General features: G+C 31.5%; 16 protein-coding genes. 3 read left to right on the top strand and 13 right to left on the bottom strand.

Translation table 11 applies throughout. The annotated features are described in order from the left end of the window. Positions 1 to 89 precede the first annotated feature (89 nt). The 13 genes from FOF46_RS01760 to ruvX all read right to left on the bottom strand — a co-directional run bounded on the left by FOF46_RS01760 (position 90) and on the right by ruvX (position 15,314). Positions 90 to 1,553, bottom strand: a complete 1,464-nt coding sequence (locus FOF46_RS01760; protein WP_143915289.1) for an AraC family transcriptional regulator — start codon at positions 1,551 to 1,553, stop codon at positions 90 to 92. 204 nt (positions 1,554 to 1,757) lie between these two features. After that, the gene (locus tag FOF46_RS01755; RefSeq protein WP_143915288.1) at positions 1,758 to 3,284 is read right to left on the bottom strand and encodes a helix-turn-helix domain-containing protein; all 1,527 of its coding nucleotides are present in this window, start codon (positions 3,282 to 3,284) and stop codon (positions 1,758 to 1,760) included. Between the two features lie 300 nt (positions 3,285 to 3,584). Then, positions 3,585 to 4,358, bottom strand: coding sequence for a nucleoside triphosphate pyrophosphohydrolase (mazG, locus tag FOF46_RS01750; RefSeq protein WP_143915287.1), 774 nt, complete (start codon positions 4,356 to 4,358; stop codon positions 3,585 to 3,587). Between the two features lie 9 nt (positions 4,359 to 4,367). Then, positions 4,368 to 5,312 (bottom strand): NAD(P)H-dependent flavin oxidoreductase, encoded by a 945-nt coding sequence (locus FOF46_RS01745; protein ID WP_143915286.1) that lies wholly within the window; start codon positions 5,310 to 5,312, stop codon positions 4,368 to 4,370. Between the two features lie 36 nt (positions 5,313 to 5,348). Continuing rightward, on the bottom strand, positions 5,349 to 6,536 hold the full coding sequence (gene mnmA, locus FOF46_RS01740; protein WP_109437068.1) for a tRNA 2-thiouridine(34) synthase MnmA: 1,188 nt from the start codon (positions 6,534 to 6,536) through the stop codon (positions 5,349 to 5,351). A gap of 476 nt (positions 6,537 to 7,012) precedes the next feature. Beyond that, positions 7,013 to 8,350: a hypothetical protein gene (locus FOF46_RS01735; protein WP_143915285.1), complete on the bottom strand. Its 1,338-nt coding sequence runs from the start codon at positions 8,348 to 8,350 to the stop codon at positions 7,013 to 7,015. A gap of 67 nt (positions 8,351 to 8,417) precedes the next feature. After that, positions 8,418 to 8,723, bottom strand: a complete 306-nt coding sequence (locus FOF46_RS01730) for a carbohydrate-binding protein (protein WP_143915284.1) — start codon at positions 8,721 to 8,723, stop codon at positions 8,418 to 8,420. Positions 8,724 to 9,024: 301 nt separating this feature from the next. Then, complete coding sequence (locus tag FOF46_RS01725; RefSeq protein ID WP_167571724.1) at positions 9,025 to 9,681, bottom strand: toxin-antitoxin system YwqK family antitoxin; 657 nt, start codon at positions 9,679 to 9,681, stop codon at positions 9,025 to 9,027. A 175-nt stretch (positions 9,682 to 9,856) separates the two neighbouring features. Then, positions 9,857 to 11,746 (bottom strand): membrane protein insertase YidC, encoded by a 1,890-nt coding sequence (gene yidC, locus FOF46_RS01720; protein WP_109437072.1) that lies wholly within the window; start codon positions 11,744 to 11,746, stop codon positions 9,857 to 9,859. 189 nt (positions 11,747 to 11,935) lie between these two features. Then, the gene (locus FOF46_RS01715; RefSeq protein WP_109437073.1) at positions 11,936 to 13,576 is read right to left on the bottom strand and encodes a CTP synthase; all 1,641 of its coding nucleotides are present in this window, start codon (positions 13,574 to 13,576) and stop codon (positions 11,936 to 11,938) included. A 204-nt stretch (positions 13,577 to 13,780) separates the two neighbouring features. Further along, a complete protein-coding gene (locus tag FOF46_RS01710) occupies positions 13,781 to 14,203 on the bottom strand; it encodes a DUF5606 family protein (protein WP_109437074.1) in 423 nt (140 codons plus the stop codon). Positions 14,204 to 14,286: 83 nt separating this feature from the next. After that, entirely contained in the window at positions 14,287 to 14,877 is a 591-nt protein-coding gene (gene def, locus FOF46_RS01705; protein ID WP_109437075.1) for a peptide deformylase, read from the bottom strand. Between the two features lie 26 nt (positions 14,878 to 14,903). Next, positions 14,904 to 15,314, bottom strand: coding sequence for a Holliday junction resolvase RuvX (gene ruvX / locus FOF46_RS01700; RefSeq protein WP_109437076.1), 411 nt, complete (start codon positions 15,312 to 15,314; stop codon positions 14,904 to 14,906). A gap of 126 nt (positions 15,315 to 15,440) precedes the next feature. On the opposite strand from ruvX, the gene FOF46_RS01695 reads away from it, so the two are divergent. The 3 genes from FOF46_RS01695 to FOF46_RS01685 all read left to right on the top strand — a co-directional run bounded on the left by FOF46_RS01695 (position 15,441) and on the right by FOF46_RS01685 (position 18,196). Then, positions 15,441 to 16,256 carry a 2,3,4,5-tetrahydropyridine-2,6-dicarboxylate N-succinyltransferase gene (locus FOF46_RS01695; protein ID WP_143915283.1) on the top strand — a complete coding sequence of 272 codons (816 nt, stop codon included), beginning with the start codon at positions 15,441 to 15,443 and terminating at the stop codon, positions 16,254 to 16,256. A 73-nt stretch (positions 16,257 to 16,329) separates the two neighbouring features. Beyond that, entirely contained in the window at positions 16,330 to 17,391 is a 1,062-nt protein-coding gene (locus FOF46_RS01690) for a glycosyltransferase family 9 protein (RefSeq protein ID WP_143915282.1), read from the top strand. A 19-nt stretch (positions 17,392 to 17,410) separates the two neighbouring features. Next, positions 17,411 to 18,196 (top strand): glycosyltransferase family 2 protein, encoded by a 786-nt coding sequence (locus FOF46_RS01685; RefSeq protein ID WP_333924395.1) that lies wholly within the window; start codon positions 17,411 to 17,413, stop codon positions 18,194 to 18,196. Positions 18,197 to 18,499: the final 303 nt, after the last annotated feature.

Genomic DNA, 18,499 nt, shown 5'->3' with positions numbered 1-18,499 from the left:
ACGTGGGACAAGCATAAAAACAGGTAACCCCTATAAGGTTTTACCTCATTCCGAAGAAGATTTACTAAAGCTATTGTAATCGTCAACAATTAGGATTTGACATACTCAGAGGGAGTAATTCTGTTGTACTTTTTAAAGGATTTATTGAAAGTAACTTTATTATTGAAACCTACCTCATAAGCAACGTCTATAATATTTACCTTCTTATCCTTCTCACTTTTTAAAAGTTTTTTAGCTTCTTCTATTCGATATCGATTAATTAATTCAAAAAAATTAAGATTAAAATGCTCATTTATTACCTGCGAAGTATTATGTCTAGTAGTATTCAATAATTCGGCTAATTTCTGAAGATTAATGTCATTTTTCATATACACCTTTTCTTGATTCAATAGAAATAAAAGCTTTTCCTTTAATTCTATAGAAAGTGTCTCTGTTAAACCTGATTTTCTATATTTATCTAGCTCTTTTTGCACTTCCTCTTTAATCATTCTTAATCCTCCACCAAAAATACTAGGATAAACGAATGCCGTATAACTTATATACAAAATCAATAATGCAATCGAAATGATTTGAAAATGAACAGGGAAACCATCTATTACTCTACGAATCATCAAAATATTATAAACAACATAAGAAACAATATGTATTGAGCATAAAACAACGATATTTCTCTGCCAATTATGTTGTACTCTGGATATAAGAGAATTACCAACAACCAATTTAACATACATTCTAATAACTAAAATCATATATACCAATAAGGATATAAGCTTAACATCTGAGATTAAAGTTATATATGGCCGTTTATCATCAAGCATTATCCTTAGTTTCTCCTCTACAGGTAGGCTATAAACAGGAAGCAATAAAAACAGAAGTAAAACTGTTGGTACTAAATGCAACACATCCAACCAAACAAATCTATATTTTAAAATCACACGTTTAAAGTAAAAATAAATAAGAGGACCATACAAAAACGAAAACAATGTTGATAAATACAGAGAGTGCGGTAAGTAAAATTCATAATTTGTCGGCAACAAACTAATATTAATAATAAAGACAGAGTGTTGAAACAAAAATACACTCATCAAAAGATTTGCAATTTTATCAGATCTCTTTCGGAAATTCAGAACGATAGAGATAAACACACCAACAAAACCTACATATAAACAGAGTATCCACCAAAAATCTAATTTTTTATGATACTTATCTGCCAATTTAACATAAGAACTCGAACTATTAATAGAATCAAAATAACTATGTCCTATAAAAGCGACATCTAAACTACTTTTTATATATTTTTCGAGGTATTCACATGCTAACTCTGCTTTATTTTTCTTAGCATAGAAAAGTGCCAATTCCTTAAACATCAAAATAGAGTCAACGCTATGCGTATTTGACTCTTTTTTATATATTTTATCTGAAAATAAAAGGGTATAGCGATCTTTATCCTTATTTTTTACCTCAATTTCATTTGCATATGAATACAGACTTGATGAAATAAACAAAACGATAGTAATCAAAACCAGAGTTTGTGTTCTTCGAGTTAGCCGCATAATTACTCTCAGGAAATTATGATGATCTATATAACATAAAAAATATTGTTACATAATATTTTCTAAACCTTGTTATTATAGAGTAGTCGATTTAAACAAACAAAAATTACATTGCTACACGTAATTATATTGTTATCACAAAAGATTGATTATGACTAAAAACGGGAAATATCACAAAAAGATATCTTCAACCCCATCATTCATTTATGCAACAAACAGTTTTAGATACTCGGATGGTGTTATTTGATTATATTTTTTGAAAGATTTATTGAAAGTTACCTTATTATTAAAACCAACTTCATAAGCAACATCTATAATATTAAATCCTTTATACCTCTCTCCTTTTAATAGCTCCTTTGCTTCTTCAATTCTATATTTATTAATTAATTCGAAGAAGTTAAGATCAAAATGTTCATTTATAACCTGTGAAGTATTATGCCTTGTTGTTTCTAACAACTCAGATACTCTTTGGAGCGTAATATCATTTTGCTTATAGATTTTCTCTTCATTTAGAAGAAACAGCAACTTTGATTTGAGCTCTAAAGACAAACTTTGCGTAAGTCCTGATTTTTTATATTTATTATTACTTACTACTGTATTTTGTATTACAGGAGGTGTTACTATAATTTTGAGATTTCCAAACAGTGAAGGTTGCACAAATGCAGAATAGCTAACATACAGCACCATTACAGCTATCGAAGCTACTTGAAAATTAAACAGAAAGCCACTACCAATATGACTCATATTTAATATTGCATATATGGCATAAGAAAGTATGTATATAGAACAAAAAAGCACTATATTCCTCTGCCAGTTTTTAACTATTTTAGCAACATACAATTCACTTTTAAGTGATTTTATATATAATCTAACCACCAAAACACCATAAACCAATAAAGAAGTTAGTTTGGAAATTGAAATTAGCGTAAGGTAAGGTCGCTCATAATATATTACCATACGTAATTTTTCTTCTCCTGGTAAGAGGTAGATAGGCAATAACAATATCACAAGAAATATTGTTGGTAATAAATGTAAGAGATCAGTAAGTTTAAATTTATATTGCTCGGTCACTCTTTTAAAATAGAAAAATATTAATGGCCCGTATAAATATGAAAATGTTGTAAATAGATATAATGTATGCGGTAAATAATACTCATAATTCATAAAGTAAAGCGCCATATGAATCATAAAGCATGAGTGAAGTAATACAAAACAGCTCATTAGCAAATTTGCTACCCTATCAGAACGTTTTCTAAAATTTATAACTACAGATAAGAAAAAGCCAACAAAAGCAACATAAAAGCAAAAGATTGCCCACCATCCAAATTGCTTAAGGTATTTATTTGCTAATGCAATATGTGCTTCCGAAGTACTAATTTGATCAAAATAACTATGACCTACAAAAGTAACATCTAACGTTGATTCTATATATTTCTCGATAAATTCACAAGCTAATTCTGATTCATTAGCATTTGCATAAGAAAATGCCAATTCTCTATATATGTAGGTTGAATCAATTGCATCTTTTTCCAACACCTTACTGTGCTGAAAAGTTGTTTTTGATTTATCATTATTGGAAAGATTCTTTATTGATGAGATAGAGACATAAGAACTTTCGCTCTCATTTTTTATATCAACTCCAAAAGATAAACTATATCCTTTTACTGATATTAATAAAATAAGACCGAAAAACAATAATGATAATTCTGTTTTTCTTTGAGTTAGCCGCACAGTTTGATTGATTGATGTTTAATACGTCTAATTTACGATTTGTTTTTCTTAAAATTTTGTTATAAAAGGGTGTCCCGATAATATCTTACTCAAAAAACCAACAATAACAGGGGTTAACAAAGTGCAAATAAAAAAAATACATAAGTGAAAACCGTAGAAAAAGAGTTATAAAACAGCATTCTTACAAGTAAAACTTAAGTAAAAAACACGATTTTTTACCAAAATTCTGATAGAATTAAGAAAATTCGTAAAAGAATATAAAATCCATTTTATGAAGGTATAAATAAAGAAGTTTATGTTCTATAACCTTTTAGCTTCTTCCCAAAAAATGTCCATTTCAGAAAGAGTCATGTCCATTAAATTTTGGTTGTTTTGTTTTGCTTTAGATTCTAAATACTGAAAACGCTTTATAAACTTTTTATTTGTTCGTTCTAATGCGTCTTCTGGATTTACTTTTAAAAAACGAGCATAATTAATCATAGAAAAAAGCACATCTCCAAACTCTGATTCTATTTTTTCCTGATCTTGCACCTCTACTTCGTGTTGTAGTTCACCTAATTCTTCTTTAAGCTTTTCAAACACTTGATATGGTTCTTCCCAATCAAACCCAACTCCTGCTACTTTATCCTGGATTCTGCTTGCCTTTACCATAGCCGGAAGCGATTGAGGCACCCCTTCAAGAACACTTTTCTTCCCTTCCTTAAGCTTTAAGTTTTCCCAGTTACGTTTCACCTCTTCTTCATCTTCTACACTAACATCACTATAAATATGTGGATGTCTATGGATCAGTTTATCGCAAATTTCATTTGTTACATCTGCTATATCAAAATCTTTAGTTTCACTACCAATTTTAGCATAAAAAACAATATGCAATAGTAAGTCTCCTAGTTCTTTTTTCACCTCTTCGAGGTTATTATCTAAGATTGCATCACCAAGTTCATACGTCTCCTCTATAGTAAGATGCCTTAAAGACTGCAGTGTTTGTTTTTTATCCCATGGACATTGCTCCCTAAGCTCATCCATAATAGTTAGTAACCTATCAAAAGCATTAAGTTGATCTTTTCTCGAATTCATCTTTAATATTTATATAGCGACTTGTTCCATGCTCTTTTTGGTTTCTTGAAATTCCTTAATCATATCATCAACAATGACCTTTGCCGGTTTGATATCTTGAATTAATCCTGAAACTTGACCAATTTCTAGCTCCCCTTCATTCAAATCTCCTTCAAACATTCCTCGTTTTGCTCTAGCACGACCTAATAATGCTTTTAATTCGTCAATAGAAGGTCCTTTACTATATAATTCTGTGACATCATTATAAAATTTATTCTTAAGTAAACGAACAGGCGCTAACTCTTTTAACGTTAATTGCGTATCTCCTTCCTTAGCCTCTACCACCATTTTTTTAAAATCTATATGCGAAGAAGCTTCGTCACTTGCTACAAAGCGACTTCCAACCTGAACTCCATCTGCCCCTAAAGCCATCACTGCATACATAGCAGATCCGGTTGCAATCCCTCCTGCAGCAATTAAAGGTATACTTACCTCTTTTTTAACTATTGGTATTAATGTTAATGATGTAGTTTCATCCCTTCCGTTATGCCCTCCTGCTTCAAAACCTTCTGCTACTACAGCATCTACTCCTGCTTCTTGGGCTTTTAAAGCAAACTTCAGACTACTCACCACATGAACTACTGTAATACCTTTTTCTTTAAGATAAGCCGTATATGTTTTTGGATTTCCCGCAGAAGTAAAGACTATTTTTACACCTTCCTCGATTATTATCTGAATAATTTCCTCAAGATTAGGATATAACATTGGAATATTAACCCCAAAAGGCTTATTTGTAGCTTTTTTACATTTTTGTATGTGCTCCCTTAATATATCAGGATACATAGATCCAGATCCTATAAGACCTAGTCCTCCTGCATTACTTACTGCACTCGCTAATTTCCAGCCACTTGCCCATATCATTCCTCCTTGAATTATCGGGTACTGAATATTGAATAATTCTTTTATTTTATTCATTAATTTCTAAATCAGAATATATAAATAATTAGTTTATTATGAGATTACACCAGAACCAACCAATTCTTCACCAATATACCAAGCTACAAACTGCCCCTCGGTTATCGCACTTTGATCGTTTTCAAAAACAACATACATACCAGAATCTATAACGTGTAATGTAGCCTTTTCTAGTGGTTGTCTATATCGAATTCTAGCCATAACTTCAAGTTCTTCATCTACATTAAGCCTAAGATCTTCTCTAACCCAATGTAACTCTTTATTAGTTATAAACAACGCCTTTCTATACAAACCTGGGTGCTTTTTGCCTTGTCCAGTATAAATTGTGTTTGTTTCAACATCAGTCTCAATAACAAAAAGGGGCTCTGGAGTTCCTCCTACAGCCAACCCTTTACGTTGCCCTTTGGTATAGTAGTGCGCTCCTTGATGTTTTCCTACTACCTTGCCATCTCTGGTGTCATACTGATATTTACTGGACAAGAACTCTAATTCTTCTCTTTTAGACTTAAACTGAGGTATTGTACGTTGATATTTTTCTTCAGAAGATAATATTTCAATAATATCTCCCTGTTTTGGTTGTAACTTTTGTTGAAGAAATTCGGGCAAACGAACTTTTCCGATAAAACATAATCCTTGAGAATCTTTTTTATCCGCTGTCACCAAATCTTGTTCTTTAGCGATATCCCTAACTTCTGGTTTTAATAATTCACCAACAGGAAATAACGTTTTTGCTAATTGTTCCTGAGACAATTGGCATAAGAAATAAGATTGATCCTTATTAGAGTCTTTTCCTGCTATAAGACGATGAATTTCTTTTCCTTCTTTGCGTATCGTATCCTTTCTACAATAATGCCCAGTCGCAACATAATCAGCTCCAAGAGATAATGCAATTTTTAAGAATACGTCAAACTTAATTTCACGATTACATAACACATCGGGGTTTGGAGTACGACCATTTTCGTATTCATTAAACATATAATCCACAATACGTTCTTTATATTGCTCACTTAAATCTACCGTCTGAAATGGTATCCCCAATTTCTCTGCTACTAATAACGCATCATTACTATCATCCAGCCATGGACATTCGTCAGAAATTGTTACTGAATCATCATGCCAATTCTTCATGAATAATCCAATAACCTCATATCCTTGCTCTTTTAATAAATATGCCGCTACACTGGAATCAACTCCCCCTGATAATCCTACGATTACTCTCTTCATCAAAAAAATCCTTTCTTTATTTTATTCTTTATAATTATTTTACAAAAGTACTAAGTAAATATCTTAGAGACAAGCTATCAGAATATTCAGCTTTAACTAATTTTGGAATGTTATAATAGACTCAAAAGAGTTGATTCTTTCTAATTAAAAGCTCAGTTCATAAAAAATGGATATTTGACAAATCAAATATCCATTTTAACAAATACGACAGTATTCAATAACTAATTAAAATTCTACCATCATCTTCTTTTTAAGTATACTATTTTCTCCTAATATAACTTCTACTAATAAAAACCATTCGTCTTAATTGAGCTTATCATTTCACAAAGAGAAATCAAAGACTCACCTAACTTTAATACACCTAAGTCTTTTCTCTGTATCAATTTTCCTGTTAAATCCGTAATCTATGGTAAAGGACTGAATATTTTTTCACCCTTAGCATTTCGAAATTCACATTGATCCATAACATATAAAACTTAACGACGAACAACACTAAATTTTTGAGTACTTGTTTTGATCTTATCTCTCCAATCTTTACCTACAGGAACCAATAAAGCTGTTGCTGTATAACCACTACCTATTACTATTTTTTTAGGAACATTCATTATAACACTAGTTCTTCCTGAGCCTTTACTTACTTTAACACTCATTAGATCTAACCATTTATGTTGCGGATCTCTAATTTCTACTTGGATTTCTCGTTCTTGATTTACATCATATTCTACGCTAAAAGTAAAATTCTCCGACTTTTTTTGATTGGGCACCTCTAATAATTCAATAAATTCTTCTTTTGGAGGAATATACGTTGAAACTCCTTCTGTACTGGCTGATTTAGTACCGTTAGTCACGTTAAATTTTCGAGAAGTATTTTTGATTTTATCTTGCCAATCTTTACCTACCGGTAATAATAAAGATATTGCTTTATAATCATTAGCAATCTCTGCTGTATTAGGTATTTTTACAGTAACAAAAATCGTTTCAGAACCCTCTGGTACTGTTACTTTTTTTGATCCTAACCATTGTTTTCGCTGATTCCTGATCTCTACAACAATATCTCTTGCTTTCTTTGCTGTGTATTTTAATTCAAAAGTATAGCGATCAGCTGGTTTTTGATCTGGCAAAGGCATTATTTCAAGATTTTCTTCCATCTCTGCGTGATCAACATTTTCTTGTGGTATCACATTAAATTCTTTTTCACTATTTACGATTTTTTCTTTCCAATCTTTACCTAGCGGAACCAATGTAGCTATTACTTTATAACCATTTCCAATTATGGCTTCATTCACTAAACCTACAGCAAGATCTATTTTTCGTGATCCTTTTTTTACGATTACTTTGTTAAATCCTAACCAAACATTTTCTGGACTTCTGATTTCTAAATGAATTTCTCGTTCTTTCTTTGCTTTATACTTTAACTTAAAATTATAACTCTTAGATGGATACTGATCTGCTACTTCTAACAATTGAATATCTTCTTCCAATACGTTTTCTCTATCCGCTCCAAAAAAAGGTGTGGGTATGTTAGCGTGATTAGCAATACTATTTGAAGACAGTTCGATACTTTCATTTTTCACAATAGTATACGCACTAATAAAACTCTCATCACCTTTAAATTTTAAACTTTTAGCATGAGAAAACTTAGAAATTTCTTTATTCAAAATATCGGTATTAATATTATGTAATACCACATTATGATCTGTTAGATTGATTATCGATAATATTTTAGCATTGCAAGAAAACACAGCTACTAAACAAAATACAAAAACGATAATAAATTTTTCTTTTAAAGTTTTTAAAAACAAATTTGACTTCATTTTACTTGTAAATTTTAGGGTTTTATGATATAATTAATGATTAAAAAATCTTTTAAGAGTATATATATTACTCTGAAGTAAGGTCAGTTACAATAAACTTCTCATGATTACCTACTACAGATTTATCACAGGTAAAACCTGTAAGGCTACCGTTATTATGACTTACATACAATCCATTATTTTCTTTGATAGCGCCCTCTCCTCCTAAATCAAAATTTTCAGCCTCAATAACTCCTGGCATATTATTACCGCCTCCATATTTTGTCTGTTGACCTATCGATGTCATCGTTATTAAACAAAACAAAGAAATTGTAATAGCATTTCTCTTAATCTTTTTAAAGAATAATACAATTTTTAAGACTTCTAGTATCATACGTTAAATTTTTAAATGCTTTTAATCTAAATATGTTCATTCAAACAAAAATCCAAATAATTTAACGTATGCCTTGTAAGATATATCCTATTTATTACCACACATGGTTAATTCTCTGCGAATAGATTGCAATTTACAAGTATAGCTTTTGAAGAGAAGAAGAGGATAAGAAGTATTAATTCATATTTAAAAAGTTGTGTATTAGCCACAGACTAAAGCACAAAAATATTAACCATTATTATATAACAGCTTCAAAAAACTCTTTAGATAATTATCATGTAATTTTAAAGATCTTATACGATTAAAATCCCTTATTTTGAACGGGAAACAATTTTTGTTCGGATAGTTTTCCATCAGTGTAATAGCTCCAAATACCATCCTTACGATCTCTCTTATAGTTTCCTTCTATAATCAAATCACCGTTGGTATTGTAATATTTGGTTATACCATGAAGCTGGTCATTTTCGTATATAAACTCCTTAATAACAATACCTTTTTCTGAATAAATTAGTCTTTTACCTTGTCTTTTTCCATTAACATATGAAGTACTCTCTGTTAATTGACCACTTTCAAAATAAGTACGTTGCTCTCCATCAAGTTTTCCCGACAAGTAATGTTCAGTCATCATAATTTTTTTAGAACTATTATGATAATATTCCCATAACCCTATTCGTTCTTTGCCAATCATTTGACCTTGACTTATCACTTTTCCCTTTTGGGTAAAATATTTAACCTTAACAGTATCACTATTTTTTGAAAATGTTTTTACAGCTGTAGGAGAATCACCGCTGCTAGGTTTGTAGAATTTAAAACTCCCTATCTCTTTCCCATGATCAAAAGTACCTTCATATCGAATTTGATCACTATTATCATATTTCTTTCGCCATTTACCGTGTCGTTTACCTTCACTATCATATTTATTGTACTCTTGCCCTAAAATGGGTAAACATGTAAACATTAAAACACAAAATAACAATATACTTCGCATAACTACTATTTAATTTGGGACATTATTTCAACGAAAGTAACTTCCAAAAAGTATACCAATATTATAAAATCATAATGATAAAATGAAGTCGAAAGCATAAAAAAGCTCCAAAGAGGAGCTTTTTTATAAGATATTTAAAAATAAATTATTTCTTCTTGGTATTTTTTTGCTGTTCTGCTTGCTCCATTAGCTCTTTCATCTTTTTCTGGAATTTACCCTGTTTTTTAGGCTTTTTCTTATTTTCCTGAATCTTAGCATGGATTTTATCTTCATTGATAATTACATTTTTAATCACCAACATAATACCAATGGTAATCAAATTAGAAACAAAATAGTACAATGATAATCCACTTGCATAGTTATTAAAGAAAAATAACATCATCACCGGAGACAAATACATTATGAATTTCATATTTGGCATTCCTGGTTGTTGTGTTTGCATTGTTTGTCCAGTAGTCATCGTCATATAAATAAAAATTGCAACTGATGCTAAAATTGGAAATAAACTAATATGATCTCCATAGAAAGGAATAGTAAACGGTAACTGAGCTATATTGTCATAACTAGATAAATCATCTGCCCACAAGAAACTCTTTTGACGTAACTGAAAAGCACTTGGGAAAAAGTTAAATAAAGCATAGAAAACAGGAATTTGCATTAATGCAGGCAAACAACCACTCATTGGATTAACACCAGCTTTGCCATATAATGCCATAGTTTCCTGTTGCTTCTTCATCGCATTGTCCTTATATTTTTCGTTAATTTCTGTAATCTCTGGTCGCAAAACTTTCATTTTTGCTTGTGACACATATGACTTATAAGTCACTGGAGACAGAACAATACGAACAATAATAGTCATTACTATAATAGCAATACCATAAGGAAGGAAGCTACTTAAAAATGCAAAAAACGGAATAAATAAGTATTTATTTATGATTCCAAAAATTCCCCAACCCAAAGGTACTATTTCATCCAAATTACGGTCATATGTATTTACAATTCTATAATCTGTTGGTCCATAATACCAATCCATAGCATAATTAAGCTCTCCACCTTGTAATTCTAATGGCATAGATGCAGAAAACTCTTTGGTAACCTTGATATCTTTATCATCCAAATCTGTAGACCCAGCAAGGTTTTTTGAAGTAAAAGATGCTTTTTTAAATGGTGTATCTGTTAACAAAACAGAAGTAAAGAAATGTTGATTAAATGCTATCCAAGATACATTTTCTTCTTCATCATCTGTAAACTCTCCTGCTCCCAAATAATCATCTTTATCACCATCATACTCATATTTAAGTTCTGTATAACGATTTTCATAAGCTGCACTTTTAGCATGTCTAATCCCTTGAAGTTTCCAATCTAGGTTTACCGTTTGACTACTATTAATTACTTGTTGTAATCCTTGAGATCGAATTGTAAAATCAACCATATATTCATTTGGCTTTAACTCATATCTATACTCAAGGTATTTTGTGTCAGAAACTTTAAGTTTCATGGATAAGATTGTATTCTCTCCATTTTTGGTCACTGTAGGTTCAAAAAACAGGTCTTTGGTATTTAGAATTCTATTATCTGTAGTGCCAAAATTAATATTTAAAGAAGCATTTTTGCCATCCTTAATCAAATACACGGGTACAGAATCATAGGTTTTAAAGTTTTTTAATAATGCCTCAGAAATGTATCCTCCTCTATTATTTACTTTTAAACTTAATACTTCGTTTTCTACTTTGGTAAATTCCTCCTTTGCAGATGCTAAACTAGCTGAGTACGCAAATGCACCCAATTGAGATTTTGCATTTGAGAGTGCCACAGAATCTTGCGGATTAACAACAATAGGTTTGCTTTCTTGAACAAAATCTGGGGTTGTATCCTTATTATCTGCCTCTTTCTCGTTTGCTACTTGTTCTTCTTTAGCTTTTTCTGCTTCAATTTCTTCAGGAGTCGGCTGATTTAAATAGAACATCCAAACGATGATTCCAAAAATAAGTGCAAATCCAATTATCGAGTTAAGATCAAATTTCTTTTCTTCCATTTATGTAAGTATAAAAAGCCTTTATCCGATAACTCAGAAAGGCTTTTGTCTATTTATATTTATTTATTTTTCAAAGGTCGGATTAGAATTCGTATACTAGTAATTCTTAGTTGGTATCAAAATTTGCTATTATACTTATTTCAAAAATTATATATTGTTATATCCTGTTGTCAATTATCTAGCCAATTACTATTCTTGTGACACTTTGGCATTCTTACTATTTTTTGAATATTCTACCGCAGCTTTTACAAAAGCTATAAACAATGGATGTGGATTAGCCACAGTACTCTTATATTCTGGGTGATATTGCACACCCACAAACCAAGGGTGATTTGGCAATTCTATAATTTCTACCAATCCTGTTTTGGGATTAACACCTGTGGTTTTAAGCCCTGCATTTTCTAATTGCTCCTTATAATTATTATTATATTCATAACGATGGCGATGGCGTTCTTCAATCAGTGACTTTCCGTATGCTTCATACACAATACTACCTTCTACTAATTCACACTCCCATGCACCTAATCGCATTGTGCCTCCCATATCTGTAATACTCTTTTGTTCTTCCATAAGATCAATTACGGGGTGCGGAGTATTTTCATCTACTTCTACAGAACAGGCATCTTTTAACCCTAAAACATTACGAGAATACTCGATAACGGCCATCTGCATTCCTAAACAAATTCCAAAAAACGGTAACCCATTTTCTCTTGCAAATTGCACTGCTTTTATTTTTCCTTCTATACCGCGCTCACCAAATCCGGGAGCAACCAAAACTCCATCCAGGTGAGCAATTTTCTTCTTTATTGTTGTATCTGTAATATATTCTGAATGAATACTTACTACATTAACTTTTACTTCATTTTCTGCACCTGCATGAATAAACGCCTCAAGAATTGATTTATAAGAATCTTGTAATTCTACATATTTCCCTATAAGCCCAATAGTAACTTGATGTTTTGGATTTTTATGTCTTTGTAAAAAGCTATTCCAATTATCAAGGTTAGGAACGTTATCATCTCTAAGTACCAATTGTTTTAGCACAACTGCATCCAAGCCTTCTTCGAGCATCAAATTAGGCACATCATAAATAGTCGAGGCATCTATAGACTCTATTACTGCTTCTTGTTTAACATTACAGAAAAGTGCTAATTTCCTACGTAAATCGTCCGATAATTCATGTTCTGTTCTACATACCAGAATATCTGCTTTTATACCACTTTCCATCAAAGTTTTTACACTGTGTTGGGTTGGCTTGGTTTTTAACTCTCCTGCTGCAGAAAGATAAGGTATTAGGGTTAAATGAATCACTAAAGCATTAGAATCTCCAAGCTCCCATTTTAGTTGACGTACAGCCTCTATATATGGTAAAGATTCAATATCTCCAACCGTACCTCCAATTTCAGTAATTACGATATCATAGTTCCCGCTTTTACCTAAAATCTGAATTCTTTCTTTTATTTCATTAGTGATATGAGGAACTACCTGAACTGTTTTTCCTAAAAATTCTCCACGTCGTTCTTTTTCAATAACACTTTGATAAATTCTACCTGTAGTTACATTATTAGCTTGAGAAGTTGGTGTATTTAAAAATCTTTCATAATGTCCCAAATCCAGATCTGTTTCTGCTCCGTCATCAGTTACATAGCATTCTCCATGTTCATAAGGATTTAAAGTTCCTGGATCAACATTAATATACGGATCCAGTTTTTGAATTGTAACTCTATATCCCCTTGCCTGTAATAGCTTTGCTAAGGAAGCAGCTATAATTCCTTTTCCTAAAGAGGAAGACACACCTCCGGTTACAAAAACATATTTGGTATTAGCCATGTAAACTAAATATTAGTAAGATTGTATTAAAATTTTGCGCAAAAATACAAAGAAGTCACGAAATCATACATTGAAAATCAATCAATATTACATAACTTTTCCATATTCCGTTAACAACGTAAAAAACTGAAAATGAATTCACAACAAGCTCAAAAAATAAAATCCCGACATCAGACGGGATTTTTATAATTAAAAAGTGTGTATTTATTCTTCTTCTTCTGAAGCTTTATCTTCTTCTGGCTCAGAGAAATCATTCATTCCTTTTGCTTGAAGAATATTGTACCAGTGAATTACTTTTTTCATGTCACTCACATAAACTCTATCTTCATCATAATCTGGTAAGACTTCACTAAAATAAGCTTCTAATTTATTTTTTGATTCTTTATGGCTTATTGCTTGCTCTCCATTTTCTTTTTCCTGAATCTTTTTAAAGATTTCTCGCAATGGCACCTCCTCTGTGAATGTATAAATCGCAATTTCGCTTAATACACTTACATTATGTCTAATACTTACAGACAGTCTTTTCCCATCTAATAAGGATTCAGCCAAAAACCCACTTCGTGTTTGCGTTTTTAACTCATATAAACCAGGTTTACCCGAAATTGCTAATATTTTATCTAAGCTCATATATGTTCGTTTCAAAGTTGGCAAATATCAGTAGTTCGTTTTAAAAAATCAAACATTAACCAACATAAATATTTAAAAGTAAATTATCTCCCTTTTTTCACTAAAGGAAAACGCATTCGATATTCAGAATTAATTTTACCCTTAGAAATATTCGCCAGTTTTCCTTTTATTAACCTTTTTTTAAGACTAGATAGTTTATCCGTAAACAAAATTCCTTCTATATGATCATATTCATGCTGAATTACTCTTGCTGCTAATCCACTATAAACCTCTGTATGCTCAACAAAATTCTCATCAAAATAATTAATTTTTATAGTTTCATTTCGAAAAACATCTTCTCTAATATCAGGGATACTCAAACAACCTTCTGTAAAGGCCCACTCTTCTCCAGTTTCTTCTAAAATTTGAGCATTAATAAAAACTTTCCTAAAACCTTTTAATTGATTTACTTCTTCCTCAGATAATTCTTCATCCTCAGAAAAAGGTTCTGTATCTACCAAAAACAAACGTATCGGAAGTCCAATCTGAGGAGCAGCCAACCCTACTCCATGGGCATTATACATAGTTTCAAACATATTATCCAGTAATTCAGATAATTTAGGATAATCTTTTGTTATCTCTTTTCCTTTTTTTTTCAATACCGGATCTCCGTATGCTACAATTGGAAGTATCATATATTTCTTACTTATTTTCTATTAATTTACTGATTATAAAGATAATCCTGCAGTATAATCGTTGCACTAATTTGATCTACTAACGCCTTATTCCTTCGTTTCTTTTTTGAAATCCCACTAGCAAGCATTGTGTCAAAAGCCATCTTTGAAGTAAAACGTTCATCAATTCTTTTTACAGGAATATTAGGAATTTCTTCACTTATTTTTTTTAAAAATGGTTGAATCAACTTCTCACTTTCTGAAGGAGCTCCATGTAATCTTTTTGGTTCTCCTACTATAAAAAGTTCGACTTCTTCCTTAGATATATATTCTTTTAACCAAGATAATATATCCTTGGTGTCAACAGTAGTCAAACCAGAAGCTATAATTTTAGATTCATCTGTCACCGCAATCCCACAACGTTTTCCTCCATAATCTATTGCCAAAATTCGCCCCATATCTATTTTTCTGCAAAAATATAACATTATTATAAAAACACCTTATTTATTAATGGATTCCTAAAATATGCTCAATCAGTATTTTTTTCCAACTAAGCTATTATCTTTACCAAAATTTTTTAATCGATGAACCAACTAAAGGAAACCATAGAAAAAGCTTGGGAAAACAGAGAGCTTTTAAAAGAATCAAATACGCAAAGCGCGATAAGAGAAGTTGTTAATTTATTAGATGCCGGAGAGCTAAGAGTTGCTGAACCTATTGAAGGAGGTTGGCAAGTTAATGAATGGGTTAAAAAAGGAGTTGTACTCTATTTCCCCATTCAAAAAATGGAAACTCTTGAAGCAGGAATCTTTGAATATCATGATAAAATCCCATTAAAAAAGGGATATGAAGCAAAAGGGATTCGAGTGGTGCCAAATGCTGTAGCACGTCATGGAGCTTATATTTCTCCAGGTACTATCTTAATGCCTAGTTATGTAAATATTGGCGCATATGTTGATCAGGGAACAATGGTAGATACATGGGCAACTGTAGGTAGTTGTGCACAAATTGGTAAAAATGTGCATCTAAGTGGAGGTGTTGGTATTGGTGGAGTATTAGAACCATTACAAGCCGCTCCTGTAATTATTGAAGACAATGCATTTATTGGATCTCGCTGTATTGTTGTTGAAGGTGTTCGTGTAGAAAGGGAAGCTGTACTTGGAGCTAACGTGGTATTAACAGCATCAACTAAGATTATCGATGTGACTGGGGATACTCCTGTAGAAAGAAAGGGAATAGTTCCTGCTGGCTCTGTGGTAATACCAGGAAGTTACACCAAAAAATTTGCAACTGGAGAATATAACGTACCTTGCGCATTAATTATTGGAAAACGAAAAGAAAGCACCGACAAAAAAACCTCTCTTAATGAAGCGCTTAGAGAGTATGATGTAGCTGTATAGTAAAAAATACATAAAGATTTTGGGCTTGTCTTTATTTTTTTTAGGCAAGCTCTATTATTTTTGACCCCGACTTATGAAGATTTTGGTTATTCAACAAAAAATGATTGGAGATGTGCTCACAAGCACTATTATTTGTGAAGCATTGCGAAAAGAATACCCTGATGCGACTATTGATTATTTAGTAAACTCAAATACAAAACCGGTTCTAACAGAAAATCCTTTTTTTGACCATATTGTAGAATTTAAAAAAGAATATCAAGATAGTAAAAAGGCTTTCTACGCTTTTTTAAAAAAGATTCGGGAAACCAGATATGATCATGTCATTGATGTTTACGGGAAGTTAGAAAGTAATCTTATCACACTATTCACTGGAGCTCCAACAAAAGTGTCTTTCCACAAATGGTATACACAATTTTTATATACAAAAACGATTAAAAGAAGTTCTGACTCTATTACAAATGCTAGTATAGCAATAGAAAACAGGCTTCGTTTAATTTTTCCAGAAAATAGAATTACCGCCGAAATCACAAGGCCTAAAATATTTTTAACGAAAGAAGAAAAACAAAAAGCAGGGGAGTTTTTAGAATCCAACGGAATCAAATCAAAAACTCCCTTAATCATGATCAGCGTTTTAGGAAGCGAAACAAAAAAAACACTCCCTTTTGCCTATATGGCCAAAATGATTGATGTAATAGTGAACACAACTGGAGCAAATATCCTTTTTAATTATATCCCTAATCAAGAAAAAGATGCTCGCGCTGTTTACAACCTTACTATGCCAAAAACGCAAAGGCATATTCATTTTGATGTGTTTGCAAAAAGTTTACGTGGATTTCTGGCTATTCTATCGCATTGCGACTCTTTAATAGGTAATGAAGGCGGAGCTGTAAACATGGCAAAAGCGTTAGACATACCAACATTTACTATTTTCTCTCCTTGGATTCATAAAAAAGATTGGAATATGTTTGAAGATGGAGAAACACAAATATCTGTCCACCTATCAGATTATTTACCAGGATTATTTTTACATAAAAACGGTAAAGAACTTAAAAAGAAATCATTAGAACTTTACCCTTATTTCAAACCAGAATTATTCATTGATCAATTATATAACTTTTTGAACAAAAACTTGTAATTTGCATTTCTAAAACCAAATCATCATAGAAAAAAAAGCTTCACATAGAGAAAAAGTTACGGCTATTGTCCCTTGCTATAACGAAGAACATAATATCAGAAAAGTATTAGAATCTGTATCATTTGCTGATGAGATTATGGTGGTTGATTCGTTTAGCACAGATAAAACTATAGAAATAGCTAAGGAGTATACCGATTTTATAATCCAACGGGAATATGAATATTCTGCTTCACAAAAAAACTGGGCTATCCCACAAGCTAATCACGAATGGATTATACTTGTTGATGCCGATGAATGTGTTACACCAGAGCTAAAAGATGAAATTTTAAAAACTTTGGAAAATCCAGGAGTTGATAATATAACTGGATACTGGATAAAGCGTATGAATCATTTTATGGGAGAGCGCATAAATTATAGCGGGTGGAGAAACGATAAAGTAATCCGCCTTTTTCATAGAGATCGGTGCTCATACCAAGACAAACAAGTACATGCTGAAATAAAAACAGATGGAAAAATAGCATTTTTAAAAAACAAATTTTATCACAATACATATACAACTCTTGATGCTTATTATACAAAAATGAATAGATATGCGGCGTGGCAAGCAAATGATTATGATAAAAAAACTGGTAAATTAACTCCATATCATTTTGTTATCAAACCTTTCTGGGGATTCTTTAAACATTATATTATTCAAAGTGGGTTTAGAGATGGACTTCCTGGTTTGGTTATTGGTTACATACAAGGGTACACTGTCTTTATGAGGTATGTAAAATTATGGTTGCTTCGTAGAGATCGAAAATAAACTCAATCTTTATACCTTTTTAAACCATTCTTTTCTAAGTAGTTTTTCATTAAAAATGATATTGAAAACTGAGTTTCAGAACTAAAAAATGCCAAACTAAAACATTATTAATTACAGAAAAAACAGGTTTATCAGGTTTTTTCAAGCTTCTTCCTTATACATAAGAACTAAAGAAACCCGTTGTGCATTTAGAAAAAGTTGCGCAAACTGCTAAAAGGCAGTAAATTGTAGTTACGACACTATAATTCATATGCACAACTTTCAAGCAAATTACGATAAAATACTCAAGGTTTTAAAAGGATT

The sequence above is a fragment of the Aquimarina algiphila genome (genome assembly GCF_007489275.1).
Classification (GTDB): domain Bacteria; phylum Bacteroidota; class Bacteroidia; order Flavobacteriales; family Flavobacteriaceae; genus Aquimarina; species Aquimarina algiphila.
Note: the sequence above shows the minus strand (reverse complement) of the source record. Positions and strands in the feature narration are given on the sequence as shown.